The sequence below is a fragment of the Acinetobacter sp. B51(2017) genome, from assembly GCF_003711395.1.
Classification (GTDB): Bacteria; Pseudomonadota; Gammaproteobacteria; order Pseudomonadales; family Moraxellaceae; genus Acinetobacter.
Genome location: NZ_PJRJ01000005.1, coordinates 74,834 through 101,059, shown reverse-complemented (window position 1 = coordinate 101,059; position 26,226 = coordinate 74,834). Strand labels below are relative to the sequence as shown.

21 protein-coding genes are annotated in these 26,226 nt (G+C 42.1%); 9 read left to right on the top strand and 12 right to left on the bottom strand.

Annotated features, from left to right (window positions below; all coding sequences use genetic code 11):
- The first annotated feature begins 130 nt into the window (after nt 1–130).
- A complete protein-coding gene (locus CYK47_RS04115) occupies nt 131–1,549 on the top strand; it encodes an outer membrane protein transport protein (RefSeq protein ID WP_122899189.1) in 1,419 nt (472 codons plus the stop codon).
- Between the two features lie 41 nt (nt 1,550–1,590).
- On the opposite strand, the gene thrH is transcribed toward CYK47_RS04115, so the two are convergent.
- Entirely contained in the window at nt 1,591–2,214 is a 624-nt protein-coding gene (thrH, locus tag CYK47_RS04110; RefSeq protein ID WP_122899187.1) for a bifunctional phosphoserine phosphatase/homoserine phosphotransferase ThrH, read from the bottom strand.
- Between the two features lie 199 nt (nt 2,215–2,413).
- Here thrH and CYK47_RS04105 point away from each other — a divergent pair, with 199 nt between their 5' ends.
- Nucleotides 2,414–3,145 (top strand): phosphoadenylyl-sulfate reductase, encoded by a 732-nt coding sequence (locus CYK47_RS04105; RefSeq protein WP_122899184.1) that lies wholly within the window; start codon nt 2,414–2,416, stop codon nt 3,143–3,145.
- A 139-nt stretch (nt 3,146–3,284) separates the two neighbouring features.
- Nucleotides 3,285–4,688, top strand: coding sequence for a WS/DGAT/MGAT family O-acyltransferase (locus CYK47_RS04100; protein ID WP_122899182.1), 1,404 nt, complete (start codon nt 3,285–3,287; stop codon nt 4,686–4,688).
- 55 nt (nt 4,689–4,743) lie between these two features.
- Here the strand turns inward: CYK47_RS04100 and CYK47_RS15435 are convergent, their stop codons facing one another.
- The 6 genes from CYK47_RS15435 to CYK47_RS04075 all read right to left on the bottom strand — a co-directional run bounded on the left by CYK47_RS15435 (nt 4,744) and on the right by CYK47_RS04075 (nt 9,498).
- Nucleotides 4,744–4,920 (bottom strand): PA1571 family protein, encoded by a 177-nt coding sequence (locus CYK47_RS15435; protein ID WP_164709144.1) that lies wholly within the window; start codon nt 4,918–4,920, stop codon nt 4,744–4,746.
- A gap of 131 nt (nt 4,921–5,051) precedes the next feature.
- On the bottom strand, nt 5,052–6,506 hold the full coding sequence (gene rng / locus CYK47_RS04095) for a ribonuclease G (RefSeq protein ID WP_122899180.1): 1,455 nt from the start codon (nt 6,504–6,506) through the stop codon (nt 5,052–5,054).
- Between the two features lie 42 nt (nt 6,507–6,548).
- On the bottom strand, nt 6,549–7,115 hold the full coding sequence (locus tag CYK47_RS04090) for a Maf family nucleotide pyrophosphatase (RefSeq protein ID WP_122899178.1): 567 nt from the start codon (nt 7,113–7,115) through the stop codon (nt 6,549–6,551).
- Complete coding sequence (mreD, locus tag CYK47_RS04085; RefSeq protein WP_122899177.1) at nt 7,103–7,594, bottom strand: rod shape-determining protein MreD; 492 nt, start codon at nt 7,592–7,594, stop codon at nt 7,103–7,105. Before mreD ends, CYK47_RS04090 begins: the two co-directional genes overlap by 13 nt.
- Nucleotides 7,581–8,438, bottom strand: a complete 858-nt coding sequence (mreC, locus tag CYK47_RS04080) for a rod shape-determining protein MreC (protein WP_122899175.1) — start codon at nt 8,436–8,438, stop codon at nt 7,581–7,583. Before mreC ends, mreD begins: the two co-directional genes overlap by 14 nt.
- Before the next feature lie 13 nt (nt 8,439–8,451).
- Complete coding sequence (locus CYK47_RS04075; RefSeq protein ID WP_122899173.1) at nt 8,452–9,498, bottom strand: rod shape-determining protein; 1,047 nt, start codon at nt 9,496–9,498, stop codon at nt 8,452–8,454.
- A 132-nt stretch (nt 9,499–9,630) separates the two neighbouring features.
- Here CYK47_RS04075 and gatC point away from each other — a divergent pair, with 132 nt between their 5' ends.
- The 3 genes from gatC to gatB are packed head-to-tail and all read left to right on the top strand — an operon-like array spanning nt 9,631 to nt 12,950.
- Nucleotides 9,631–9,945, top strand: a complete 315-nt coding sequence (gene gatC, locus CYK47_RS04070; protein ID WP_122899171.1) for an Asp-tRNA(Asn)/Glu-tRNA(Gln) amidotransferase subunit GatC — start codon at nt 9,631–9,633, stop codon at nt 9,943–9,945.
- Between the two features lie 51 nt (nt 9,946–9,996).
- A complete protein-coding gene (gatA, locus tag CYK47_RS04065) occupies nt 9,997–11,475 on the top strand; it encodes an Asp-tRNA(Asn)/Glu-tRNA(Gln) amidotransferase subunit GatA (protein WP_122899169.1) in 1,479 nt (492 codons plus the stop codon).
- The gene (gene gatB, locus CYK47_RS04060; RefSeq protein ID WP_122899168.1) at nt 11,475–12,950 is read left to right on the top strand and encodes an Asp-tRNA(Asn)/Glu-tRNA(Gln) amidotransferase subunit GatB; all 1,476 of its coding nucleotides are present in this window, start codon (nt 11,475–11,477) and stop codon (nt 12,948–12,950) included. The genes gatA and gatB overlap by 1 nt, the downstream gene beginning before the upstream one ends.
- A gap of 45 nt (nt 12,951–12,995) precedes the next feature.
- Here gatB and CYK47_RS04055 read toward each other — a convergent pair whose 3' ends face one another.
- Nucleotides 12,996–14,564: an SNIPE associated domain-containing protein gene (locus tag CYK47_RS04055; protein ID WP_122899166.1), complete on the bottom strand. Its 1,569-nt coding sequence runs from the start codon at nt 14,562–14,564 to the stop codon at nt 12,996–12,998.
- A 538-nt stretch (nt 14,565–15,102) separates the two neighbouring features.
- Here CYK47_RS04055 and CYK47_RS04050 point away from each other — a divergent pair.
- Nucleotides 15,103–15,540 (top strand): hypothetical protein, encoded by a 438-nt coding sequence (locus CYK47_RS04050; RefSeq protein ID WP_164709143.1) that lies wholly within the window; start codon nt 15,103–15,105, stop codon nt 15,538–15,540.
- 57 nt (nt 15,541–15,597) lie between these two features.
- Here CYK47_RS04050 and CYK47_RS04045 read toward each other — a convergent pair whose 3' ends face one another.
- Entirely contained in the window at nt 15,598–16,086 is a 489-nt protein-coding gene (locus CYK47_RS04045) for a hypothetical protein (RefSeq protein ID WP_122899162.1), read from the bottom strand.
- A gap of 92 nt (nt 16,087–16,178) precedes the next feature.
- Nucleotides 16,179–17,372, bottom strand: coding sequence for a peptide antibiotic transporter SbmA (sbmA, locus tag CYK47_RS04040; RefSeq protein WP_122899160.1), 1,194 nt, complete (start codon nt 17,370–17,372; stop codon nt 16,179–16,181).
- Nucleotides 17,373–17,538: 166 nt separating this feature from the next.
- Between sbmA and CYK47_RS04035 the strand changes: the two genes are divergently transcribed.
- Both CYK47_RS04035 and CYK47_RS04030 read left to right on the top strand, forming a co-directional pair.
- The gene (locus CYK47_RS04035; RefSeq protein ID WP_122899158.1) at nt 17,539–18,117 is read left to right on the top strand and encodes a DJ-1/PfpI family protein; all 579 of its coding nucleotides are present in this window, start codon (nt 17,539–17,541) and stop codon (nt 18,115–18,117) included.
- Between the two features lie 57 nt (nt 18,118–18,174).
- The gene (locus CYK47_RS04030) at nt 18,175–18,369 is read left to right on the top strand and encodes a hypothetical protein (protein ID WP_122899156.1); all 195 of its coding nucleotides are present in this window, start codon (nt 18,175–18,177) and stop codon (nt 18,367–18,369) included.
- A gap of 45 nt (nt 18,370–18,414) precedes the next feature.
- Here the strand turns inward: CYK47_RS04030 and CYK47_RS04025 are convergent, their stop codons facing one another.
- Entirely contained in the window at nt 18,415–21,564 is a 3,150-nt protein-coding gene (locus CYK47_RS04025) for a BapA/Bap/LapF family large adhesin (protein WP_122899154.1), read from the bottom strand.
- Nucleotides 21,565–22,011: 447 nt separating this feature from the next.
- The gene (locus tag CYK47_RS15690; RefSeq protein ID WP_252150243.1) at nt 22,012–26,106 is read right to left on the bottom strand and encodes a BapA/Bap/LapF family prefix-like domain-containing protein; all 4,095 of its coding nucleotides are present in this window, start codon (nt 26,104–26,106) and stop codon (nt 22,012–22,014) included.
- Nucleotides 26,107–26,226: the final 120 nt, after the last annotated feature.

Here is a 26,226-nt window from a genome sequence, read left to right as displayed (position 1 = left end):
CGCTTAGTCAAATTAGAGCATTTACTCATTTTTTTATTGTGGTAATTTTCCAAAAAAATCAACCACAATTGAATACTCTATTTAATTGAGAAAATCAGAAAAATTAAACCTTTTTTCCAGGATGGAAACCATGAAATTAACCACCTTAGCCAGTGCTTTAATGCTGACTTGTCTACCAAGCGTTTCAGTATTTGCCGCAGCCTTAGATCGTTCAGGTCAATCAATGCAAGGCTTTTTACAACCGGGGAATTATTTTGAAGCGGGAATAAATATCTTAGACCCCAAAGTGTCTGGGGTAGATTTAGAAGGCAATAAAACTGGTGACATGGGCGAAGATTATTATTTCCCAAGTGCGGTTTTAAAAGTCCAAGCCACCGAGCATATTTCATTTGGTTTGATGTACGATCAACCGTTTGGCGCAGCAGCTGCCTATAGCGGTGACAATGCCTTTGTGGCTCGCCCAAATGATACCTTGTTACCAACTGCCACTACGGATGCCATTATTGAGCGTCGTATGCCAGGCTTATTAGATCAAGGCGCTCAGCAAATTTTAGGTGAAGGCGCCACCTTTGATCAATTGGCTGCACCTATTCAGCGCATTGTGCGCCGCCAAGTCGAAGCGAAAATTCAAGAAGGTTTAAATAACGTCAATAGTTATTTAAATAACAATGTCACAGGTGGGACAACTGTTGATGTCGATACGCAAAACTTGGCCTTTGTGATGGGCGTCCAACCGACTGAAAACTGGAATATTTACGGTGGTGGTGTCTATCAAACTGTAAAAGGTAAAGTCGCATTACGTGGTACTACCTATAGTCTATACAATGGCTATGATGCCGACATTGGCGAAAATCATGCCTTTGGTTGGTTGGCTGGGGTTGCCTATGAAATTCCAGAGGTCGCACTCAAAGCGTCTTTGACGTATCGTTCTGAAATTGAACACGAAGTCAACGTTCGCGAAAATATTGGCATGTTGTTACCCGCTTCTGCCCTGTTGGGTTTAGAAGCACAAGCTGCTGCCATTAATGCCTCACAAGCCGACACCAAAATTACCACGCCACAGTCAGTTAATTTAGATTTCCAAACTGGCGTCATGACAGATACGGTGTTATTTGGCAATGTACGCTGGGTAGAATGGTCAAAATTTGCTATTCAACCGCATAAGTTTGGCTTATTGTCACAAGTGGTAGGCGGTTTAGGCTTAGTCAATCAAGCGAATGGCTTTAACTTAGTCGATTATTCTAAAGATCAATGGTCAGCAAATTTAGGCGTTGGGCGTAAACTCAATCCAAAATGGGGCGGAACATTGTCTGTCGGCTGGGATTCAGGTGCAGGCAATCCAGTGTCTACTTTAGGGCCTACTGAGGGTTATTGGAATGTTGGCTTAGGCGCACGTTATACCCCACAACCAGGTAGCGAAATTTCTTTTGGTGCTAAGTATTTATGGCTTGGTGATGCCGATGCACAAACCGGTGCACACACGCCAGCAGGTCGTTTTAGCAATAATGATGCTATGGCCTATGGTCTTAAAATCGCGCAACGTTTTTAATCAGCACGGGGCGCCAAGCGCCCCTTTTTTTAGTTTTCTGTCTAGCCCTCGCCATCAATCTGCCGTTTTGATGCCTGACAAATAGCTTGCTTTAATGCACTAAAACCCTGAATAGCTGGAAATTGCGGAAACTGCTCAATCACATGCGCTGGTGCTTCAAATAAAAAGCCAACCTCAGCTTCTGTCAGCATACCAATATCATTGTACGAATCCCCTGCTGCAATCACGCGAAAATTCAAATCATGTAGTGCCTTTACCGCTTGGGTCTTTTGGTCTGCCTGACGTAACTTATAATCTACAACTTTACCCTGCTCATCGACTATTAATTGATGGCAAAATAAGGTTGGTGAACCCAGTTGCTGCATTAAAGGTTGGGCAAATTCATAAAAAGTATCCGATAAAATAATCACTTGAAAATGCAGACGCAGCCAATCTAAAAATGCTTTCGCACCCGCAAAAGGCTGCATCTTGGCAATGACTGCCTGTACATCATGCAAGCTAAACCCATGTTGTTTAAGTAAAGTTAAGCGCTGTTGCATCAATACATCATAATCGGCAATATCACGCGTTGTTGCAGCAAATGCTGGAATGCCTGTTTGCTCGGCAAAATTGATCCAAATCTCTGGTACTAACACCCCTTCAAGATCCAAACACACCACTTCCACGCTGTCTTTCCTGTATTCAAGTTTAAGTTTTGGGTATGGTAGCGAAAAAGTACGCTGCCTTTGGTTAATTTTTAAATCTATTTATTTCATAACCATCGCATTTTTAGTGCTAAGCAGATAAATTCAATTGCATTAGAATATTTCACTAATCAAGTTATATAGGTTTTGAACTGTCCAAGCCTATTTGCCAGGAACGCTCATGACAACTATCCCCACGATTGATTTAGTTGATGCCCTTGCGGCCGAATATGCAGAAAAATCACCTCTTGAAATTATGGCACTGGCTTTAAGCCAACAAGGTGACATCGCCATTTCTTTTTCGGGTGCAGAAGATGTGGTACTGATTGATATGGCTGCCAATTTAGGCAAGCCTTTTCGCGTATTTAGTTTAGATACGGGGCGTTTACACCCAGAAACCTACCAATTTATTGAGCAAGTACGTCAGCATTATGGGATTAACATCGAAATTTGTTTCCCAGAACATGAAGCGGTACAGCAACTTGTCACTGAAAAAGGTTTATTCAGTTTCTATAAAGATGATCATAAAGAATGCTGTGGCATCCGTAAGGTTCAACCTTTACGTAAAAAATTAGCCACTTTAGATGGTTGGATTACCGGTCAACGTCGTGACCAAAGCCCAGGTACACGTCATGAAATTCCAGTGATCCAAGCCGACGCTGGTTTTTCAGGCCCAGGCAAACAACTCATTAAGTATAATCCGCTAGCCAATTGGTCAAGCCAAGATGTATGGAATTATATTCGTTTAATGGAAGTACCTTATAACCCATTACATGAAAAAGGTTTTATTTCAATTGGTTGTGAACCGTGCACGCGTGCAGTGTTGCCAAATCAACATGAACGTGAAGGTCGCTGGTGGTGGGAGGAAGCCACGCATAAAGAGTGTGGTTTACACGCGGGCAACCTTAAATAAAGTCTGTGCCACTGCTTGCAGTGGCTTTTTTTTCAGAAAAACTCATAAATCATTTGTTTTAATTACAATCACTTATATAATTTAATTTAGAACACGCAATAACTCTAAAAAGTAATTTAAAAATACGAGGCAACCGGATATGCGCCCTTTACATCCAATCGATCTACTGTTTTTGTCTTTGGAAAAACGTCAACAACCCATGCACGTTGCTGGCTTATTTCTATTTCAAATTCCAGAAGATGCGCCATCGACCTTTATCCAAGATTTAGTTGCAGATATTCGTCATGAAAAAAGTATTCCTGTGCCACCTTTTACCAATAAACTCAATGGCTTATTTTGGGATGATGATGCTGAGTTTGATTTAGAACACCATTTTCGTCATATTGCCCTGCCACATCCAGGGCGTATTCGTGAGCTACTGGCATATATTTCACAAGAACATAGCAGCCTGATTGATCGTGCCAAACCGCTGTGGACTTGTCATATCATTGAGGGCATCGAAGGCAATCGTTTTGCCATGTACTTTAAAATCCACCATGCCATGACCGATGGCGTCGCAGGTATGCGTTTACTAGAAAAATCTTTTGCCCATGACCCTGCCACCAAAGGCATCATTGCACCGTGGTGTGTCGAAAGTCGTCGTGCCAAACGCTTAAAAAATCCAGAAGCACCCAGCAGTAAAATTAAAAAATTCGCCAATATCCTACAAGGACAATGTAAAGCCACGCCAAAGGTCATGGCAGAATTGCTCTCAGCTTTTAAAGATAAGAAAAACAATCATCCCGATTATGTCTCTAGCTTCCAAGCCCCGACCACCATTTTTAATCAACGCGTCAGTGCTTCGCGTCGCTTTGCCGCACAATCTTTTGAACTCGACCGTCTGCGTGAAATTGCCAAAGCCCTCAATGTCACGCTCAATGATGTGATATTAGCGATTTGTTCTGGTGCTTTACGTGAGTATCTAGTCAGTCAAGATGCGCTACCTGTTAAGCCTATGATTGCCATGGTGCCAGTATCGGTACGTAATGATGATTCTGATACTTCTAATCGTATTACCATGATTTTAGCCAATTTAGCTACCCATCAAACTGACCCATTGGCACGCTTAAATACCATTCGTCGCAGTGTCATGAATGCTAAGCAACGCTTTAAACGCATGAGTAGCGATCAGATTTTAAGTTATAGTGCTTGCGTCTATAGCCCTGCGGGTTTAAATATTGTGTCGGGGTTATTACCTAAACGCCAAGCCTTTAACTTAGTAATTTCAAATTTACCGGGCCCAACAGAAGCATTGTATTGGAATGGCGCACGTTTAGACGCAATTTATCCAGCTTCAATTGTATTAGATGGTCAAGCATTAAATATTACCATGACCAGCTATATGGGTAAGTTAGAGGTTGGCTTAACGGCCTGCCGTAATGCAGTGCCAAAAATGCAAAATTTATTGGGGCTGTTAGAAGATGAAATTGCACGCTTTGAGGCACTCATTCAAAATCCAAGCACCACTCCCTTAAATGATGTGCCCTTACAAGCAGTCAGTTAAGCATTGGTAGAAATTGCCAATAAATTTGCAAAATTAAGGGGCTAATTTTAGCCCCTTAATTTTTAATCATTCCACATTGTTGCAATAACTGATGACACACTGTGCGTACCATAGCACTGGTAATTTGTACTTCTTTGCCTTGATCATCCACCATGTAGGCATGGTGGGTATTTTTATGCTGGCTTGGATGATGTTGAACACTGGCTTGCATAATCACTTTACTCATTCCCATACTGACCTCTTTTGCTCGACCGTTATTTTGACATCTCGGTCTTGGCTAGCTTGTACTGTCATATTGAGCAAGAACAGGAAAAAAGTAAAATCTCAGATGTAACAAGTGTTTAACGATATCCTGTTACAATTTTAGTTTAAAATGATATCGTATTGCTCTTGCGTATATAAATTTTCGACTTGGAATTTAATGACGCGATTAATGAAATGCTCTAAATCCGCCACTGCTGGCGCTTCAATGGTGAGTAAGCGATCAATCACCGAAGGATGCGCTACGACAGTAAAGCCAGTCTGTGAGCTAAATGCGCGGGTGTAACGCAGAATCTCTCGAAAGATTTCGTAACACACTGACTCGGCAGTTTTGATGTAACCACGTCCCTGACAGGTTGGGCAAGATTCACATAATAAGTGCTCTAAAGATTCACGGGTACGTTTACGCGTCATTTCCACCAAACCCAATTCTGACACTTGGGTAATTTTGGTTTTGGCATGATCACGTTCTAGCATCTGCTCAAACTGGCTCATCACTTCTTCACGGTGTTGAGCTTCTTGCATATCAATAAAGTCGATAATGATGATGCCGCCTAAGTTTCGCAGGCGTAACTGACGGGCAATCACCTGTGTGGCTTCCATATTGGTCTTAAACACAGTATCTTCTAAACTGCGTCCACCCACGTAAGAGCCAGTATTGACGTCAATGGTGGTCATGGCTTCGGTTTGGTCAATCATCAGATAACCACCCGATTTAAGCGCTACACGCGTTTGCAGTGCCTTTTGAATATCTTCTTCGACGTTATATAAATCAAAGATTGGACATTCACCTGGGTAATGCAATAAACGATCTTGCATCATCGGCACAAACTCAGCCACAAACTCTTGTAATTTGCCGTGTATTTCGCGTGAATCAACATAGATTTTGGCTGTTTTTTCGTTGGCTAAATCACGAATAATACGCTGCGGTAGTGGCAACTCTTCAAAAATTAATGACGGTACTGCAATGCTTTTTTGTTTACGCTGAATGTATTCCCAAAGCTTGGCCAAATAGGCCATATCTTGCGCAATTTCTGCTTCACACACGCCTTCGGCTGCAGTACGTACAATCACCGAACCTGGGAGTTTATGCTCGGCTTGAATATTCTCAATAATACTGCGCAGGCGATTACGCTCTTCTTCAGCTTCAATACGCTGTGATACACCGGTATGACTACCATAGGGCATCAAGACTAAATAACGCGAAGGAATAGACAGGTCCGTTGATAGGCGTGCGCCTTTAGTCCCCAGCATATCTTTCATGACTTGTACGGTCAGGATTTGTCCAGGTTGCAACAGTTCGAAGACATTTGGGGTAGGCTGATGACGTGGCCACACCATGTCATTAATATGTAAAAATGCTGTACGTGATAAACCAATATCGACAAAAGCAGCTTGCATCCCTGGCAAAACCCGAACCACTTTGCCTTTATAAATATTGCCGACCAAACCACGTTTGGCGGTACGCTCAACGAACAATTCGTTGACGGTACCATTTTCAATTAACGCCACCCGACATTCCATCGGGGTGACGTTAATTAATAATTCGTCAGACATAATAAAACTCAAAACATTATAAAAATTCTTTTTGCGCAGCGTTTAATTTAATGCCTTAAACGCTGTTAATAACTGTACTGTTTCATGTAAAGGTAAACCCACTACATTGCTATAGCTACCATGTATGCTTGGAATATAACGCGCTGCTATGCCTTGAATCGCATAACCACCGGCTTTACCAAGGGGTTCCACTGTTGCCCAATAATCTTCCATATCTTTGAGCGTTAAATTTTGAAATTCAACTTGAGTACGTACCACTATACTGGAAATTTGTTGTTTTGTACGCACGCAAACACCTGAAAAAACATCATGTTTGCGATTAGAGATCATCTGCCACATGGCAAAAGCATGGGCTTTAGATTTAGGTTTTCCTAAGATCTGTCCATCTACGCCAAGCGAAGTGTCGGCGGCAATGACGATAGCGTCAGGAAACTGTGCTAAAACAGCTTCAGCTTTGGCACATGCCAAACGCTCGACATAGGCACTGACCTCTTCCCCAAGCTTGACTGACTCATCAATATTGGGGCTGTAGATATCAAAGCTTAAGCCTAGTTGGCTTAATAACTCACGACGCCGCGGCGAACTCGAAGCTAAAATTAGATGCGCCATCGTTTTAACATAAAATATAGCAGCGGAAATACCGCAATGCTGCTGAGTAAAGGTTGCCAATGTCGGGCTAAAGCAAAATCAAGTCCGCCCATGACCTGCATAAACCACTGCAATAATAAATGCGCGGTGGTGGCCAAGCTGATAATGATCCAAATATGTAAAAAGGTTAAAATCCGTTTTTCACGAATTAAAAACCGTGTCACAAAGCTCACAATCACAAAGCTTAAGGCATTCAGCCCCAGCGGTGCCCCGACCAGTAAATCTAAAAACATGCCTGTTGCAAATGCAAACCATACCCCACACCATGTCGGCTGACAAATCACCCAAAACATCACCACCAGCAACATATATTCTGGTCGCCAACCTGAGGCACTATAGGATAATGGATAAACAATTAATACCGATGCCACAATCACCGACATCACAATGGCAATTAAGGGATCTTGATTGGTCTTGCGATTTAATCTATTGAGCGACATGCGGTTGCTCCATCGCCAATGAGTCTGAGAATAAAACCACAACGTGCTGACCGCCGCCAAGCTGAGCTGCGGGTTTAATATCAATTTGAGCAAATTCACCGCTGTTATGGCGGCTAACTTTTTGTACCATACCAACTAAATAACCGGCAGGGAAATGCGCACCTAAACCTGAGCTATAGACTTTTTCACCCACTTTGACATCGGCACTGGTCGGCACATATTCCATTTTAAGTTGAGCTAAATCGCCTTTACCACTGACAATGGCACGAATACCGCTACGTTCTAAACGTACCGATAAAGAGTGTTCTTTGTCCGACAGCAACATGACACGGCTACTATGCGGATACACCGCCACCACTTGCCCCATAATACCTTTATCATCGAGTACCGTTTGTCCGACTTTTAACTCGCTGCTTGAACCACGGTTAATGACAATGATATGTCGCAATGGGTCGGCATCTGTGCCAATCACTTCGGCAATTTCCATACGACCATCAATAATCAATGGTGTATCGATCAAGCCGCGTAAACGGGTATTTTCTGCTGAAAGTTCAGATAATTTTTGCAAACGGACTTGCGCCTGTAATAGCTCCGCCTGCATCGCAGTATTTTCACGACGCAATTGTGCTTCAGACTTGGTTTGTTGAGTGAGCCACTCTCGCGATAACACGGGATAACTTGCTAAGGCATATATCGGATTATATGCCGCATACAAGACATCTCTTGCGGGCTGAATCACATGTGGAACGCGCCAGTTTAAAAACAGCACAACCAAACATGTGATGACCGCAATGATCAATGAGCGAAAAGATGGCGGCTGTCTGGAAAACAGATTTGCTTGCACCGCCTAGATCCTTTTAGCCAACGAATAACATATCGTGATTTGGGTTATCAAAGAACTCAAGCACTTTACCACCACCACGCGTAACACACGTCAGTGGATCTTCTGCTACAACCACAGGCAAGCCGGTTTCTTGTGCCAACATCTTGTCGAGGTTACGTAGTAATGCACCACCACCCGTTAACACAATACCGCGCTCGGCGATATCTGATGACAATTCCGGTGGAGTTTGTTCAAGTGCTGATTTTACTGCAGACACAATGCTTTGTAACGGATCAGCAATCGCTTGAGTGACTTCAGTTGAAGTGACTTTAATCGCACGCGGCACACCTTCGGCCAAATTACGACCACGCACTTCAATTTCAAGTTCTTTCGCGCCTTCATCAGGCAATGCCATACCAACTTCTTTTTTAATGGTTTCTGCAGTGGTTTCACCAATCACGCAGCCATGTGCCTTACGTACATAGTTAATGATCTGTTCATCAAACACATCACCACCAATACGCAGCGAGTCAGCATATACACAACCTTGCAGTGAAATAATCGCGATTTCAGTTGTACCACCACCGACATCCACGACCATTGAACCACATGCTTGCTCAACCGGCATACCAGCGCCAATTGCCGCAGCCATTGGTTCTTCAATTAAGCGTACATCACGTGCACCTGCGTTAAATACCGCTTCACGAATCGCACGGCGCTCAACTAAGGTTGATTTACACGGTACACACACCACGACACGTGGCGCAGGTGGGAATAAACGCTTTTCATGCACTTTACCAATAAATTGGTTGAGCATGGTCTCGGTTACTTCAAAGTCAGCAATCACACCGTCTTTCATTGGACGGATGGCTGAGATGTTTGCAGGAGTACGACCAAGCATTTGTTTCGCATCAAGACCTACGGCGGCAACAATTTTTTGTGAACCACTGTGACGAATCGCCACGACGGTTGGTTCATTTAAGATAATGCCGCGTCCTGGTGCATAAATAAGGGTATTCGCTGTACCTAAGTCAATGGCCAGATCAGGCGAAAACAAGCCAATTAGTCGTTTTAGAATCACGGGGACGTTCTCAATTAAACTTTATGTGGACGCAAGTGGGCAACTTTAACTAAATGTGATGCTTTGAACAAGTCAATCGCTTATTATAACGCACGATATTTTGAAAATTTTTAATACTGATGAGGTGATGTTATGTCGACATCGGATGCTCAGCATTCTGCAGATTTAAATGCACAAACAGTTTCAGCAATTGCCCATCTCGCAAGATTATCGCTTAATGATACGCAATCTGCTGAATATGCTCAAAGTTTAAATAAAATTTTAGGCATGATGGAATCACTCAAAGAGATCAATACCGATGGTGTTGAGCCACTAAAAAGCCCATTTGACAATCCGCAACCCCTACGCGTTGATGAAGTTTCTGAAAGCAATCATCGTGAAGAATATCAAGCTGTTGCCCCTGCTGTAGAAGCAGGTCTGTACCTTGTACCACGCGTAATTGAATAATATTTATTCATCTAAAGCTTTTTCTTATATTTTAGTGAAGATTTTTCTCTCATGACTGATTTACATCGTTTATCGATTCGTGAACTGACTGAAGGTTTAGCCAATGCTCAGTTTTCATCACGCGAAATTACCGAACATTATTTAAAACGCATTGAAAAAATCGATGCACAAGTGAAATCGTATATTACCGTGACTGCTGAGCAAGCATTGGCTCAAGCAGACGCAGCGGATGCACTGCGTCAAGCGGGCGGCGCAAGCGTACTGACTGGTGTACCGATTGCGCATAAAGATATTTTCTGTACCCAAGGCATTAAAACCACTGCCGGTTCTAAAATGCTCGATAACTTCATCTCGCCTTACGATGCGACTGTAGTTGCCAAAGCTAAAACAGCCGGTCTTGTGACTTTAGGTAAAGTCAACATGGACGAGTTTGCCATGGGTTCGACCTCAGAAAACTCATTCTACGGCGCAACGGCAAACCCATGGAACTTAAACCATGTTCCGGGTGGTTCTTCAGGTGGTTCTGCGGCGGCTGTAGCGGCTGACCTTGCTCCATTTGCAACAGGTACAGATACGGGTGGTTCAATCCGTCAGCCTGCATCTTTCTGTGGTTTGACTGGTCTTAAACCAACCTATGGTCGTGTATCACGTTTTGGTATGATCGCCTATGCCTCATCTTTAGACCAAGGTGGCCCAATGGCGCGTTCGGCTGAAGACTGTGCGTACCTCATGAACGTGATGGCAGGTCATGACGCCAAAGACTCAACCTCTGTAGACAAAGAAGTTGATGACTACGTAGCGAACCTCAACGGCACATCGGTGAAAGGCTTACGCATTGGTATTCCAAAACAGTACTTTAACGTAGAAGGCTTAGACGCTGACGTAAAAGCGCGTGTTGAAGAATCACTGAAAAAGTTAGAAGAAATGGGCGCAACGTTGGTTGAGATTGATCTCAACATGACGGAAAGCTACGTGCCAACGTATTACTTAATCGCACCTGCTGAAGCATCGTCAAACCTTTCACGTTATGACGGCGTGCGTTACGGTTACCGCGCTGAAAATCCAGTCGACTTAATGGATCTTTACAAACGCTCTCGTTCAGAAGGTTTTGGTAAAGAAGTTCAGCAACGTATCTTGATTGGTACTTATGCGCTGTCTGCGGGTTACTACGATGCGTACTATGTAAAAGCGCAAAAAGTACGTCGTTTAATCCAACAAGATTTCTTAAAAGCATTTGAATCAGTTGATGTCATTGCTGCACCTGCTGCACCAACCACGGCATATAAGATTGGTGCAAACCTGTCACCTGTTGAAATGTACTTAGGTGACATTTACACCATCGCGGTGAACCTTGCAGGTTTACCTGCCATTAACGCGCCTGTTGGTTTTGACGCAAACAACTTACCGGTTGGCTTACAGCTGATTGGTAACTACTGGTCAGAATCGCAATTGTTGTCTGTGGTACATCAGTATCAACAAGCAACCGATTGGCATACAAAACGCGCTGCAATTGCTGAGGAGAACGCATAATGGCGAAGAACACTGCAAAACCAAAGTCAAACTTAATTGACGGTTGGGAAGTGGTTATTGGTATTGAGATTCACACTCAGCTTGCCACCAACACCAAAATTTTCTCAGGTTCATCGACTGTTTTTGGTAATGATCCAAACACGCAAGCCAGCCTTGTTGACCTTGCAATGCCGGGCGTATTACCTGTACTCAACAAAGAAGTGGTTGATCTTGCGATTCGCTTTGGTTTAGGTATTGATGCTTACATCGACCAAGCGTCTGTATTTGCACGTAAAAACTATTTCTACCCTGACTCGCCTAAAGGCTACCAAATTAGCCAAATGGACAACCCAATTGTGGGCTTGGGTCATATCGACATCCAACTTGAAGATGGCACAGTAAAACGCATTGGCGTAACCCGTGCTCACCTTGAGGAAGATGCAGGTAAATCAATCCATGACCAATTCGAAGGCATGTCAGGTATCGATTTAAACCGTGCAGGTACACCGCTTTTAGAAATCGTATCTGAGCCGGATATGCGTTCGGTTGAAGAAGCCGTTGCCTACATTAAAGCAATCCACACACTTGTGCGTTGGTTAGGTATTTCTGACGGTAACATGGCAGAAGGTTCATTCCGTGCCGACTGTAACGTGTCTTTACGTCGTCCGGGTCAACCATTTGGTACACGTTGTGAATTGAAAAACCTCAACTCATTCCGTTTCATTGAACAAGCGATCAATGTTGAAATTGAACGTCAAATGGAAATCTTGGAATGGGACGGCACCATCGACCAAGAAACCCGTTTGTTCGACCCTGTGAAGATGGAAACGCGTTCTATGCGTTCAAAAGAAGAAGCGAACGATTACCGCTACTTCCCTGACCCTGATCTTTTACCTGTGATCATTGCAGACGAGCAAATTGAAGCGGCACGCGCTGCCCTTCCTGAGCTGCCTGCTGCACGTCGTGCACGTTTCGTAGCGGACTTTGGTGTAACTGAATACGATGCGCACGTTTTAACGCTTACGCGTGAAATGTCAGAGTTCTACGAAGAAGTGGTTAAGGCTGCGGGCGGTGCTGCACAAGGTAAGATTGCGGCTAACTGGGTGATGGGTGAATTCTCAGGTGCTTTAAATAAAGCAGGCTTAGAATTGTCTGATTCTCCTGTATCTGCTGAAAAATTGGGTGGCATGATTGCACGTATTGTGGATAACACGATTAACGGTAAGATTGCAAAACAAGTCTTCGGCTTTATGTGGGAAGAAGGCAAAACTGCGGACGAGATTATTGCGGAAAAAGGCTTGAAACAGGAAACTGATACAGGCGCAATTGAAGCGATTATTAAAGACGTGCTTGCTGCTAACGAGAAGATGGTTGAAGAGTATAAATCTGGTAAAGAAAAAGCCTTTAACGGTCTTGTTGGTCAAGTGATGAAAGCAGCGAAAGGTAAAGCCAACCCTGCGCAAGTAAATGAATTGATGAAGAAATTGATTGGTTAATCTGATTAATTTTGAAAAAGAAACCCGCGAAAGCGGGTTTTTCTTTTACCCCTCTTCTAGTTCGATTTCGATTGGGTTATTCAATTCAATCTTTTCAATTCGATCTTCTAATTCTCGTTGCTCATCATCAGGTAAGGCTTCAATTCTGAGAGATTCTCTATATTGTAATGCTTCTGCTTTTAAAGTGAACTTTGCAGATATATTTTCAGACTCCAAAAACTCTTTCACTTCATTTAAGCCCACTCTAAAAAATTCTTTTCTGTAGTTTACTTTGTTCACCCTCTGATGATTAAAGTAATGGTGAAGCTTCCTTTCAAGTGTTGGGGCATCATCACTATAAATCATCGCATGAACATCAAATGTGAATGGAACTGAAGCATCACCTAGTTCACGTATACGATCCATCGGCTCAAGTCTTCGCGTCATTCCAAGCTTTAAAACATCTTCGCCAAAAGAGCCAATGTTTGAAATTATATATACATGACCAGCTCTAGTTTGTTGTGCCATCGAAATCGCACGCTGAGATTTTTCTTCTGCGACTTTTAATTTTTCAGTAAGTTCTTTCAACTTCTCATCATATTTTAGTTTTTGATCGTCAGATGCTAACTCAAACTCTTTTCTTGCTTTCTCATACGCTTTTTGAAGCGCTAAAGCATCTTTCTCAGCCTCCTTCATAGCTCTTTCATACTCTTTACGTGCTCTTTCTTCTTCGCGAATCATTTCTCGAATTTCACGCTGTTCCTCTCTTTCCCTTACTTTAAATTCCTGTACAAGAGCAGCCCATTTAATTTCTTCAAGCCTTAAATTTAAATATTCAGAAGTAATACGAGCATTTCTAAAAGCTTGTCCGTAATTATTAAGCAATAAATAATCTTCCTTTACAGCTTCAACAATCTTACCTACATTATCGTGTCTAATTCGGGCTAAATGTGCATCTGCCTTACCATTAAAGGCATTCGTAATAAAAGCAATAGCTGTATTTTTGCGATTATCTTCCACATAATCACATTCAGCTACTCTATTTTCTTTAATTGCTGATTTCACTTTTTCCCTTATAGATTTTAGGTACTGTGCAGCATCCACATGATCATAACCATCAATTAAATCATTTAATATTGTCTGATTTGGGATTAAATATTCATCACCATAGCCTTTAATCTTATTTTCTAATGCCTGCACTAATTTCTTCAATTCTTGTTTTTCATTAGCTAATAAATAGTATTCGCCTAACAACTCTTGAGCTTCTTTCTCAATCTTCAATAAAGTAGTCTGATGATGATTTTCAAGAAAGATAGTTGTTTTCTCAATTTTTGTTTTTATTTCTTCTAATAGTTTATTAGCTGACTTAACTATCTCCAATCTATATTCTTCACATTTTGCTAATCTTAAGTTGCAATCTTTTTTATTCAGATTTTGTTGCTCAAAAATTTCATTATTGGCTTTCTCTTTTTGTTGATTTATAAACTCCATAGTATCAACTACATCTTGAAAACGCTCCAGCGACTTAACTCTCGCTTCTAAGTTTTCTTTAATATTCGTCAGCCCTGTAATCTGTCGATAATCACTACTTGTTTGAGCTCGAAGATCAGCAATTTTTGAATGATTTGCTCTCAACTCTATTTCACTGTTGTTATGCTTGTTTTGGAGCTCTTAATTTTTCTTATATAAAGTAAATACAACTCCACCTAAACACAGACAAACTACAAAAAAGAAAAATGCCATAAATTTATCCATTTATAAGAATATTTTGGATAAAATCTATATCAATAATGACTATTATACAATCAAATACTTAATACCAATGCCCATCAAAAAGTATCCTCTATCGCCAAACTTGAAGACTTAGGACGTATCCAACTGTCAAAGTCTTTCTTTATGCGTGACTTCTGAATCCCTCTCCTTGCGAAGCTTTGCTTCTCACCTTTAAAAAAGGGAGACTTTGTCATGTGATCAAATTGATACGTGGTGTTCCCTCTCCTGAGCGAGTTTTAAAGCACTGCTTTAAAACGAAGCGCAAGAAAGGATGAGGGCTAGGGAGGAGAATAATTTCATTTATAACAAAGCAACTCAGACCAGCAGACCAATTACATTGCTGCTCATCTTTAAGCAGACTAAAATAATAAAAAATCAAAAAAGATTTGAGGGTTAAATCATGTTTAAAAAACTTACCCTACTCAGCATAACTTTAATGAGCTTGAGCAGCATCTACGCTGCCGAATGGTTTGAACTCACCCAAAGTGACGAAAAAAAATATTACGCCTCACCTGAACACATTAATCCGATCAGACGCTCAAGCACCCCAGCCACAGAACTAGAAATGTGGATCAAAGCCGTGATCTATAACGACCTCACCAAAGACGGTATGACCATTAACGACTACCAAATGATTTTATATAAAATTAACTGCCCTAATCGCGAGTTTGGCATTAAACAAAACGTCAACTATAACGCCAAAGGCAAAATGCTTGATTCCAATAGCGTAAGCAGTATCACGATGAATAAAGCCATTCCCGAAACCATTGCCGACTCGATTGTCAGTAACGGCTGTGCAGCCTTAGAAATTTTAAATAACCCTGAAAAATATACTTAATACTTTGCAATGTTCAGCTTTTGGCAAGCCATCACTTGCCAAAAGTAAACCTTAAGCTTAACGAATCACGCCTAATTTATTCCAAATATCAGGCGTTAAAAACGTCGTCACCAATTTACCCATTTCCACATGCTTCAATACCCCATTAAGCTGACTTTTCACTTGTGGGGTTTTTAAAATTTCGTTACCGGTAATGGTGCCTAATTCTTGAAAACTCTCCCCCACTGCTTCTAAACCATCAGTTTGAATCACGGATTTGGTTTGGCTGCTACATTGCTCAACCAAAATACGTTGCAATACTTGGGCTAAATTCTTATCCAATTGCTCTTTTTGTGCAGTGGTGACGCTGCTCATAGTGTTTAAATCAGGATGCTGACCAAGCGCAGCAAAGGTCCATTGTAATACAGTAGTTTTATCCGTAGCCGTGGTCGATTGCACTAAACATTGGCTTAAAGCATCCACTGTACTGCTTGCTTGCGTGGTGGCAACCACACCTAAAGTTAAACTGGTTGCTAATGCAATTTGACCGAGTAATTTTTTCATCATGCAGTTCCTTTCATTTGGCTGTGTTGTAGCATAAAGTGCAGCTTGCGCCTTTTATCTTTATGTAAAAAAGCCCACACATTGTGGGCATCATTTTAATCATCAAGGGCTGATTCAAAGGCTTTTAAACGCTTATAAATCGAGAGTAGTTCAATAATCGTCGGCCATGAGGCAATTAAATATTGGAATGATTCACGCACTTTGCCAAACACATTGGAAATCTGCATCATTAAACCTAAAGTAATGGTACCTGCGGCAATACTTGGGAACAGCACAAATAAGCCAAATAGATTATCGAGCTGCATATACCAAATCCGCACCAAGTTAAAATAGGCATAATGGAAATATAAACGGAAATAATTGACGCGTACTTTGCTAAATAATTCTTTTAAAGTTAAAGGATCGGCACGGTTTTGGTAATCTTCACCATAGACCAATTCTTTACGATAGGCGGCTTCAACTTTTTGGTTATTAAACTCAAGCCCCGGCAATTTAAAGCCCACAATCACTAAAATAATAGTACCTAAAACCGACCATGTCACCGCAGCCCAAACCAAAGCATGCGCGATTTCACCGACAAAGGGTAAGCTTTTAACATGGCTCGATAGGGTAAATAACACCGGTAAAAAGGCAATCAGCACCATAAAGGCTTCAATCAGGCTTACGCCTAAGCCTTCCATAGTTTTGGCAAAACGCATGGTATCTTCTTGAATACGCTGCGACGCACCTTCAATATGGCGTAATTTTTGCCAATGCGCGGTATAAAAGTCGTTCATGGCGGTACGCCAACGGAAAATATAATGACTGACAAAAAATAAGTTAAATACCGCAAAGGTCACATATACCATGGCGATGTATAAAAAAGTCAGGGTTTCGTTATATAACAAACTGACATCACCACCACCTTGGGTCAGCATTTTTTGAATCAAATCATAAAATGGGCTATACCATGCGTTAATCACCACATTGACTTGTACCCCAAACCAAATATTAAACAGAATAAAAGCCGAGCCCCATACTGACCACTTTTGCCAAGGATTATTGGATTTTAAGCGCCAAAACATGGCAAAAATGCTGGTCGACAGCACAAACCACAGATAAAACCATAAAAAATTGCCTGACCAAAAACGGCTGACGCCAATAGGTAAAGCATCATCCGCCACTAAATTTAAGCCTAAATAACTGCCCCAGCTGTGCCCGCCCGAATACCACAGCGCAATATTGATGGCAAACCATAGAATTAAGGATAAAAAAAACCATTTGGGATGCGGAAAAAATGACTTAAACACAATGATTTCTCTGTATTTTTTACTAAGGAGGTCATCATAAAACTTTTCTAAAATAATAGGCGGCTTTTTTATGTACTTTATGTAGTTGTATTTTGGTCACTTTGGTCAGCGTCATTAGCAAAAATATGCTTATAATTTAAACAAAACTTTAATCAAGGATGCGGGCGTGACTAAACAAATTTTAATGTTGGTAGGTGATTATGTCGAAGACTATGAGTGCATGGTGCCATTTCAATTTTTACTGGCTTTAGGTTATCAAGTGCATACGGTTTGCCCAGATAAGCAAGTCGGAGCTACGGTAGCCACGGCGATTCATGATTTTGAAGGTGAACAAACTTATAGCGAAAAACGTGGTCATAATTTCGCGATTAATTATGATTTTAATCAAGTTAACAGCGAAGATTATGTTGGACTGGTGATTCCGGGTGGTCGTGCGCCTGAATATTTACGCTTAAATGCGCGTGTGCTTGAAATTGTACAAGAATTTAATACAGCCCAAAAACCCATTGCAGCAGTGTGTCATGGCCCGCAAATTTTAGCTGCGGCAGGTATCTTACAAGGTAAAACCTGCTCGGCTTATCCTGCCTGTAGCGCAGAAGTTAAACTCGCGGGTGGTAATTTTGCAGATATTGGCGTCACTGAAGCGGTTACCGATGGCAACTTAGTCACAGCCCCAGCTTGGCCTGCACATCCGGCTTGGCTTGCACAATTTGTGACTCTCTTAGGTACAAAAATCAGCATTTAACTTGCTGTAACTCGGCCATTTTTGTCTTGCTCGTGGTGGCATAAACGGAGCCTACAGATGCAACAACGTGTGATTGAAATCTTGCTGCCCATGACCTTAGGACGGCGGCAACAACATCCCATCCATCTGGAACAAGGGACTTTACTCAAAGTGCTTTTAGTTACACCACGTAGCCTATTGGTGGCCAACGATGACTATTTTAATTTTGTTTTAGCAGTGAGCGATGAAAATAAATATTGGCGTTATTTTTAACATGCTCAAAGAAAATGCCCAAGCACTTGGCTTGGGCATGTTCCATTAAAATAAAATTTGCTGATTGTATAGCAGCTCATCTAAGCTTAAAGCTTGGCTTTGATTGCTCAGGTAAAGTAGATTTTCCTCGGCAAAATGACTGCCTTGACCATCACGATCAATACTTAAAGCCAGCGTTTGGCTGCCTTGATCATAACTTAACATCAGATAATCACTAAGCTGCTCAGGCGCAAGCTGTGGCAACAATTGGCTTAAATCAATTTGATCGGCATTGCGATTTTGATTGACGTGACCCGCTTGAAAATCATGCCAAATGCTGCTGCCATTGCCACCTGTGGCGCTGTTATTATCGAGTAAATTAAATACTAGAGTATCTTGCCCTAAACCTAAATGCAGTTGATCATGAGCGCTACTTGCAATTACGGTTTCATCTGCACTGCTGGCTTGTATATGCTGACCGACATGAATTTCTAATACCGCTTTGCTTTGCGAACCCACTGCTGAATTTAAGCGATATTCAAACTGCTCAACCCCTGAGGCATTACCATAGGCTTGGTAACTATAATCACCATTAATATGTAGGGTTAAACTGCCGTATTGACCCGCCACCTGCATGCTCTGCTGACCTGCACCCGTGTAAATGCTTTGATCTGCGATGCTAATGCCAGTGAAATGACTTAAACCCAAGTCATTGTCGAGTATATTACCTGTCACCATCTGAGGGGCTGTACTGACAAACTCAGATACATAGAGACTGTTTTGGGTCACGCTCACCGAGGTAATTGTGCCAGCTAAACCACTGCTTGAATCTAGATTTAGACTTAACACATAGTCGCCTGCGCTTAAATCAGTAAATTTAAACTGCTCTAAACTTGGATTTTTGCCTGTAACACTGCCCTGTTGCACTTGACCCGTCGTGATATTGGTTAAGATATATTTTAACTCACGGTTATTATTGAGCAGTGACAATACTTTGGCTGATAAGGTGATATCCGTTTGCGTTGCAGCATCTACCTTAAAACTATAGCTATAGTCTTTACGGTGTGGCTTATCCTGTTCGGTATGGCTAAAGACTTTATTGCTTGTATCTAATTGCAGTGCATTAACATCATCACTGGCATGTTGATTATTAATTTGGATATTGATGACTTCGATACGTTGACTGCCATCGGCATGACGCACCAAATACGAGAAGCTTTCAATTTCACCGTATGCTGCTGTAGAGCTGCTATAAGGTTGGTAATGATATTCGCCACTGCGCTCAATACTGAGCAGACCAAATTGACCCTGTACTTGGGTCACACCCTCAGCACTGATAAAACTTTGATTAACCTTTAAAACTTGATCGGCTGCATCTACAGTGAAATCACCACTTAAAGGATTGCTCACAGTATGGCTGAGCGGTTGGCTATAGTCTTTAATGACATCTTCTAGCACTTCAACCGCAGTCCCTTTGAGCGCACCAATCAAAGTTTTGCCTGCTAAGACCACTCTGTATTGTCCTGGTGTAAAGCTCAAACTGGTAGGTTTGGATACACCACCAAATAAAATCACTTTAAACCAATCCTCAACCACATGATGCTGAATAAAATGACCTGTAGCAGGGTCTAATTTATAAATCACCAAGTCATATTGAGAACCAATTTCGATCCCACCCGATGCACCTTTAAACGTGAGTTCACGTAAGGTCTGTTCTTCAACATTAAAGCTCATCGCCCCTTTAAAGGCTAAGGCATCGGCGCCTAAAATTGGTTTAAGCAGTTCCACATCTAAAATGCTAAAATCTACCACCTTGCCTAAGCTTTCACCGGCATAAATGCTCGGTTCGGGCTGCAAAATTAGCTGATAATCTACTTGTGTTTCAGGTACGCGGCTGGCATTAATCTGAATACTTAAATTAGCTGTACTGCGAGCACCATTTAAGGTTGCCACTTCGTAGCTAAATACCTCAGTGACACTATGTATCAGTTGGAAGTCTGCATCAATTTCATAGCGGTAGCTGCCATTGGATTGAATATACAGCACGCCATACAAACCTTGTACGCTATACGTGCCCTGATCACCGACCAAATAATGATCTAAACTCCCCGCTTCATTGAGCACCTGCATACTCAAAATACGTGTGCCTTCTGGCAATACATCTAGGCCATGATTGAAATCAATGTCTTGAAGTACATTACCTGTGATTTCCCCAGTTGCACCTGTCGGTTGGCTATAGTCCAAAGTTAGGTCAGACACCGTTTTTAGGGTATAGCCGGTCAAAGCACTCACCCCTAAACCATTGCCCAATACCATCATGTATTGACCCGCATCTAAGCGAATCTCAAATTCACCCGATACGCCTGCCAATAACACCGCTTTTAACCAGTTACGCTCCACATATTGACTGACCCATTCACCCGTCGCTTGATTTAGTTTATAGATATGCAGGTCATACATGGCGCCTACTTGCACCCCACCCGATTGACCTTTTAAACTCAATTGACGCTGGGTATTTTCTGCCACATCAAAATGTAATGCTGCACCAAACACGCGAGTAACCACATCCGCGGCTAGTACAGGCCCTAAATCTGCCGATAGCAAAGAAAAACTAGTTTTATGCTGCAATGGATTGGCAATTTCTGTAGCTAAAAATTGCGTGTGCAAAAATGCCTGATTGTCTGCTGTGGCAAGCAAATTTTCTAAAATTAATGGGGCTTTTACATAGCTCACTTCGGATTGATTTAAGGCCGAGTCTATCGCAGTCACCTGTACGGTTTCAGCATTGCCTAAACTCGGAATCCGTATGCTATAGCGGCCATCGCTCCCCGCCACCGTCGAGGCAAGCTCTACCAGCATACCATCACGCATGATATGTACTTTTACCGTTGCACCAGCTTCGGTGCTTCCAGTGATATATTCCCCATTATTGGAAAATTGTGCCTGAGGCGCCTCTGGCGCAGTTTGGTCAACCCTAATCTTGCCCAGTAAATACGGCAATTCATATTCACTACGTTTAAGCAAAACGTGATGCTGACCCGCAGCTAAAGTAAAACTGGTGCCATAGCTTTGAGTCCACGTTGTACCACCATCTAAACTTAGCCACCACGCTTGCTCTGGATTCACCCCTTGCACCAGCACCAAACCATTGGCTGTCACACCATCATAACGGCCTGTATCTTCAGCTAAATAGGCCCAAAAAAATTCTGTATTCATTATTTACTCAAATTTACACTGCTGGTTTGGATTATCCCCAAACGCCTAACCAGCATTTTCAGCTACATTCATTAGATCATCCGCGTTCTAATGTTCCCAACTGGACTTGATAAACGTCAAGCGCAGTATATTTAAATTTGATGCATCTACATAAAAACAACTAACTCTATACATTTATTATTCATATTTCTGTTTAATTTTTTAATCATAAAATAAAGAACCGCTCAAAATATCAGCTTTTTATATATTTTTAATATATAAATCAATAAATTATTTAAATAGTTCTAAAATAGAAGCGACTTGTTATTGTTATTTTTAAAAATAGGAAATAAATCACACTACACAAAAATAAATAATAATATTTCACAATTTAAAACAATCACTCTCCTCACTAAAAAACCCAAGCTGAAGCTTGGGTTTTATTGAAAAAAACTGAATTAGTGAGGATTAGAAGATAATTTGATTATTTTCTAATAACTGCTGCAAACTTAAGTCTGCTGCTTGCTGACCTAAATGAATTAACACTGTGCTTTGGAAACTATCAGCTTGACCATCACGATCAATGTTTAAAGTCACATTGCCTTCAGCATCTTGTTCAACACTTAAGTATTGATCAATATTATCAGCTGTGACTTCATCACCTAATAATTCACGTACATCAACAACATCAGCTTCAGCATCAGTTGCAGTATCGCCCACATGGAAGTCATTCCATGTATCTACACCATTACCACCTGTTGCATCCTCTGCATTCAGGAGTTCAAAGAATACAATATCTGTACCCGCACCACCTGTAATGCCGTCATTACCTGCACCACCTACTAAGTAGTCATCGCCTGCACCACCATTCAGGGTATCATTACCATTACCGCCACGAATCACATCATTGCCTTGACCACCCATGAGTACGTCATGGCCGTCATGGCCATATAAACGCACTGATTGAGTTGCTTGAGATTGATCAAGCGTATCATCTAGCAATGCATTAACATTCTTATCTACACCTTCATAGATGGTTTGACCCGCAAGTAGATTATCTAAAACTTCAGCACCCAACAATGAAGCTAAATCGGATGTGTTACTGCTGCCGTATTCATCTGTTACCGTCACCGTCAGCTTCTGTAATACATCTAATTGCAAGATACTGCCTAGCAATCCACTCAGACCCAACACACCTGTTTGTGGCTCTAAGGCAACTGTGGCTAAGAATTCCAATACTTTCTGGTTATCTAAAGTACCGCCATCAAGCGCTTCAATCACAATACTCGATGCAGACAATTGCACTAAGCCTAGGCCTAATAAGCTATCTCCTTTCACAGAAGTAATTTTTAGACCAAACTGTTGTGCGAGTTGTTGTGAATAGCCAAATTGCAATGCAACTACAGAAATGAAACCGCCTTGGGTAATTTCAACTTTGCTTAAATTATTGTCAGGATCTAATGCTGCAAACATTTGCTGATTTAAGTCAATTAAACCTGCAACATCTAGTCCCACTAAACCTAATAAAGTATTACCATTGGCCACTGCAACAGGTACGCTATTTTCAAACTGACCAGCATTACCAAAACTATCTCGCACTGTAGCTTCGATCTTATCACCACCATTTAAAGCTGTAGTTAAGCTCAGCTCCACTGGCGTACCTGCTGTCACTTGACCAGTAAAGGTCTGTCCACCCGCAGTTACTGTATATGAGCCATCTCCATCAGAAGTGAGTACCAATGTTAGTGGGTCTGTCTGACGTACTACAACCGTTGGTGCTTGTAAGTCAAGTGTTGTGCTCGCCGATCCTGTATTACCAGCTTGGTCGGTAACTTGTGCAGTCACTTCAGGTGTACCTGCCGCAACATCCTGCAACTCAATCGTCACAACTTCGTCTTTAGCGATGCTACCTGTATATGTTTGCTCACCAATAGTGACTGTATATTCGCCATCTTCAGTTGAAGTCAGGACTACACTATTGTCTGCTGTTTGATTCACTGTCACTGTTGGTGGAGTCACATCAGCAACTAAAGTGGTTTCACCTGTATTACCGGCTTGATCTTTCACTTCAGCAATGATTTCTTCGCCTTCAGTTAATGGACGATCCAGTGGAATTTCTAGCGTTTCTCCAGCTTTAATCTCACCCGTGTAAACATCATCACCAATGCTGACTGTATATTCGCCATCTTCATTTGATGTGATTTCTACAGTTTCAGGTGAAGCTTGTTCAAGCTCTACAGTCGGTTTCGTCACATCGGCAACTAAAGTGGTTTCACCTGTATTACCCGCTTGATCTTTCACTTCGGCAACAATTTCTTCGCCTTCAGTTAATGGACGATCTAGTGGAATTTCTAGCGTTTCTCCAGCTTTAATCTCACCCGTGTAAACGTCATCACCAATGCTGAGTGTATATTCACCATCTTCATTTGACGTGATTTCTACACTTTCAGGCGAAGTTTGTTCAAGCTCTACAGTCGGTTCCGTCACATCAGCAATGAGTTGTGCTTTGCCTGTGTTGTTCACTGCATCAGAGACATAAGCTACGACGTCTTGGCCATCTGTTAAGGCTGGAGATAATGTCACAGTCACCATTTCATTGGCTGTAATGTCACCTGCATAGCTGACACCATCTACAGTGACGACATAGGTACCATCTTCATCTGAGATTAATACAACTGTGTCTGGTGCAATTTGAGTTAATTCAACCTGTGGATCAGTCACATCGGCAACTAGGTTTGCTTGACCTGTATTGCCTGCAGCGTCCGTCACTGTTGCAGTCACTGTTTCATTTTCTGCAAGTGGCTGGTCAAAAGTCACGGTGATTGATTGGTTGGCTGCAATTGTACCAGTATAAGTTTGTCCACCCGCTGTAATGCTGTAATCACCGGCCTCATTTGAAGTTAATAACACGGATGATTTTGAATTTTGCGCCAACTTAACCTCTGGCTCAGTGATGTCTTCAGCATCAGAGTCTGAATCGCTATCCGAGTCTGAGTCGCTATCTGAGTCCGCATCGGTGTCCGAATCTGAATCACTGTCCGAATCCGAATCGCTATCAGAGTCTGAATCGCTGTCCGAATCTGAGTCGCTGTCCGAATCAGAGTCGCTATCAGAGTCTGAATCGCTGTCCGAATCCGAGTCACTGTCTGAGTCCGAATCGCTGTCAGAATCTGAGTCGCTATCCGAATCTGAGTCGCTGTCCGAGTCTGAGTCACTATCCGAATCTGAGTCGCTGTCCGAGTCGGAGTCGCTATCCGAATCTGAGTCACTGTCCGAATCAGAGTCGCTGTCTGAATCCGAATCGCTGTCCGAATCAGAGTCGCTATCCGAATCTGAGTCGCTGTCCGAATCTGAATCGCTATCCGAATCTGAATCGCTGTCAGAATCAGAGTCGCTATCTGAATCTGAATCACTGTCTGAATCTGAATCGCTATCTGAATCAGAGTCGCTGTCCGAATCTGAATCGCTGTCCGAGTCTGAATCGCTGTCTGAGTCTGAATCCGAGTCGCTATCCGAATCCGAATCGCTGTCTGAATCAGAGTCGCTATCTGAGTCTGAATCGCTGTCCGAATCCGAGTCGCTATCTGAGTCTGAATCGCTGTCCGAATCTGAATCGCTATCTGAATCAGAGTCACTATCCGAATCTGAGTCGCTATCCGAATCTGAATCGCTATCTGAATCAGAGTCACTATCCGAATCTGAGTCGCTATCCGAATCTGAGTCGCTGTCCGAGTCTGAGTCACTATCCGAATCTGAGTCGCTGTCAGAATCAGAGTCGCTGTCAGAATCAGAATCGCTGTCCGAATCCGAGTCGCTATCGGAGTCTGAATCGCTGTCCGAATCCGAGTCGCTATCTGAGTCCGAATCGCTGTCCGAATCTGAATCGCTGTCCGAATCAGAGTCGCTATCTGAGTCTGAATCACTGTCCGAATCTGAATCGCTATCTGAATCAGAGTCACTATCCGAATCTGAGTCGCTATCAGAGTCTGAATCACTGTCTGAATCTGAATCGCTATCTGAATCAGAGTCGCTATCCGAGTCTGAATCGCTATCTGAATCAGAGTCGCTATCTGAGTCTGAGTCGCTGTCCGAATCAGAGTCGCTATCTGAATCTGCATCTGAGTCTGAATCATCGCTACGACGGCTTGAATCAGAATCATTCGCCCACGCTAAAATGCCCGCAGTCGTCACAATCGGTGCTAACCACGGTAATAAATCTGAGCTTTGGCTATCAAGTAGTGGTTCAATCTCTTCAATTGGGTTGTAATTGACTGCAAGAGGATTGGCCGCATCACTAGGCACTTCTAAAATATGTAACTGACCATTTTCATCGGCAAACACGATGTCATGATTAGCGTTGGCATCAAAGTAATTCGCAACAATGAGGATTTCACCATTTTTGAAAGTTACAACTAGATCATTGCCATTACGCTCTAATTGCTGTACATCCTGCGGCGAACCTTTAATAACAACTACACAAGGTTCTTGTAACGTGATTTTATTCGAGGTCGTTGTTTCCGAAGCAGTGTGAGCTGCTTTAGAAATGACTTGGACTTGTGCCATAAATAGAAGTCTCCAAATGACTTAAATAGCAAAAATTGTTATAAAGTGAGAAAAAAATAAAAAAACAGCAGCTGTAATATAGTTTTTTTTAAAAAAATGTAAAAGTGTCACTATATTAGA

Bases quoted from the DNA above. Each gene is read 5' to 3' on its own strand.
- CYK47_RS04115 (WP_122899189.1), top strand. From the start codon at position 131: ATGAAATTAACCACCTTAGCCAGTGCTTTAATGCTGACTTGTCTACCA.
- CYK47_RS04105 (WP_122899184.1), top strand. From the start codon at position 2,414: ATGACAACTATCCCCACGATTGATTTAGTTGATGCCCTTGCGGCCGAA.
- CYK47_RS04100 (WP_122899182.1), top strand. From the start codon at position 3,285: ATGCGCCCTTTACATCCAATCGATCTACTGTTTTTGTCTTTGGAAAAA.
- CYK47_RS15435 (WP_164709144.1), bottom strand. From the start codon at position 4,920: ATGGGAATGAGTAAAGTGATTATGCAAGCCAGTGTTCAACATCATCCA.
- rng (WP_122899180.1), bottom strand. From the start codon at position 6,506: ATGTCTGACGAATTATTAATTAACGTCACCCCGATGGAATGTCGGGTG.
- CYK47_RS04090 (WP_122899178.1), bottom strand. From the start codon at position 7,115: ATGGCGCATCTAATTTTAGCTTCGAGTTCGCCGCGGCGTCGTGAGTTA.
- mreD (WP_122899177.1), bottom strand. From the start codon at position 7,594: ATGTCGCTCAATAGATTAAATCGCAAGACCAATCAAGATCCCTTAATT.
- gatC (WP_122899171.1), top strand. From the start codon at position 9,631: ATGTCGACATCGGATGCTCAGCATTCTGCAGATTTAAATGCACAAACA.
- gatA (WP_122899169.1), top strand. From the start codon at position 9,997: ATGACTGATTTACATCGTTTATCGATTCGTGAACTGACTGAAGGTTTA.
- gatB (WP_122899168.1), top strand. From the start codon at position 11,475: ATGGCGAAGAACACTGCAAAACCAAAGTCAAACTTAATTGACGGTTGG.
- CYK47_RS04050 (WP_164709143.1), top strand. From the start codon at position 15,103: ATGTTTAAAAAACTTACCCTACTCAGCATAACTTTAATGAGCTTGAGC.
- CYK47_RS04045 (WP_122899162.1), bottom strand. From the start codon at position 16,086: ATGATGAAAAAATTACTCGGTCAAATTGCATTAGCAACCAGTTTAACT.
- CYK47_RS04030 (WP_122899156.1), top strand. From the start codon at position 18,175: ATGCAACAACGTGTGATTGAAATCTTGCTGCCCATGACCTTAGGACGG.
- CYK47_RS04025 (WP_122899154.1), bottom strand. From the start codon at position 21,564: ATGAATACAGAATTTTTTTGGGCCTATTTAGCTGAAGATACAGGCCGT.
- CYK47_RS15690 (WP_252150243.1), bottom strand. From the start codon at position 26,106: ATGGCACAAGTCCAAGTCATTTCTAAAGCAGCTCACACTGCTTCGGAA.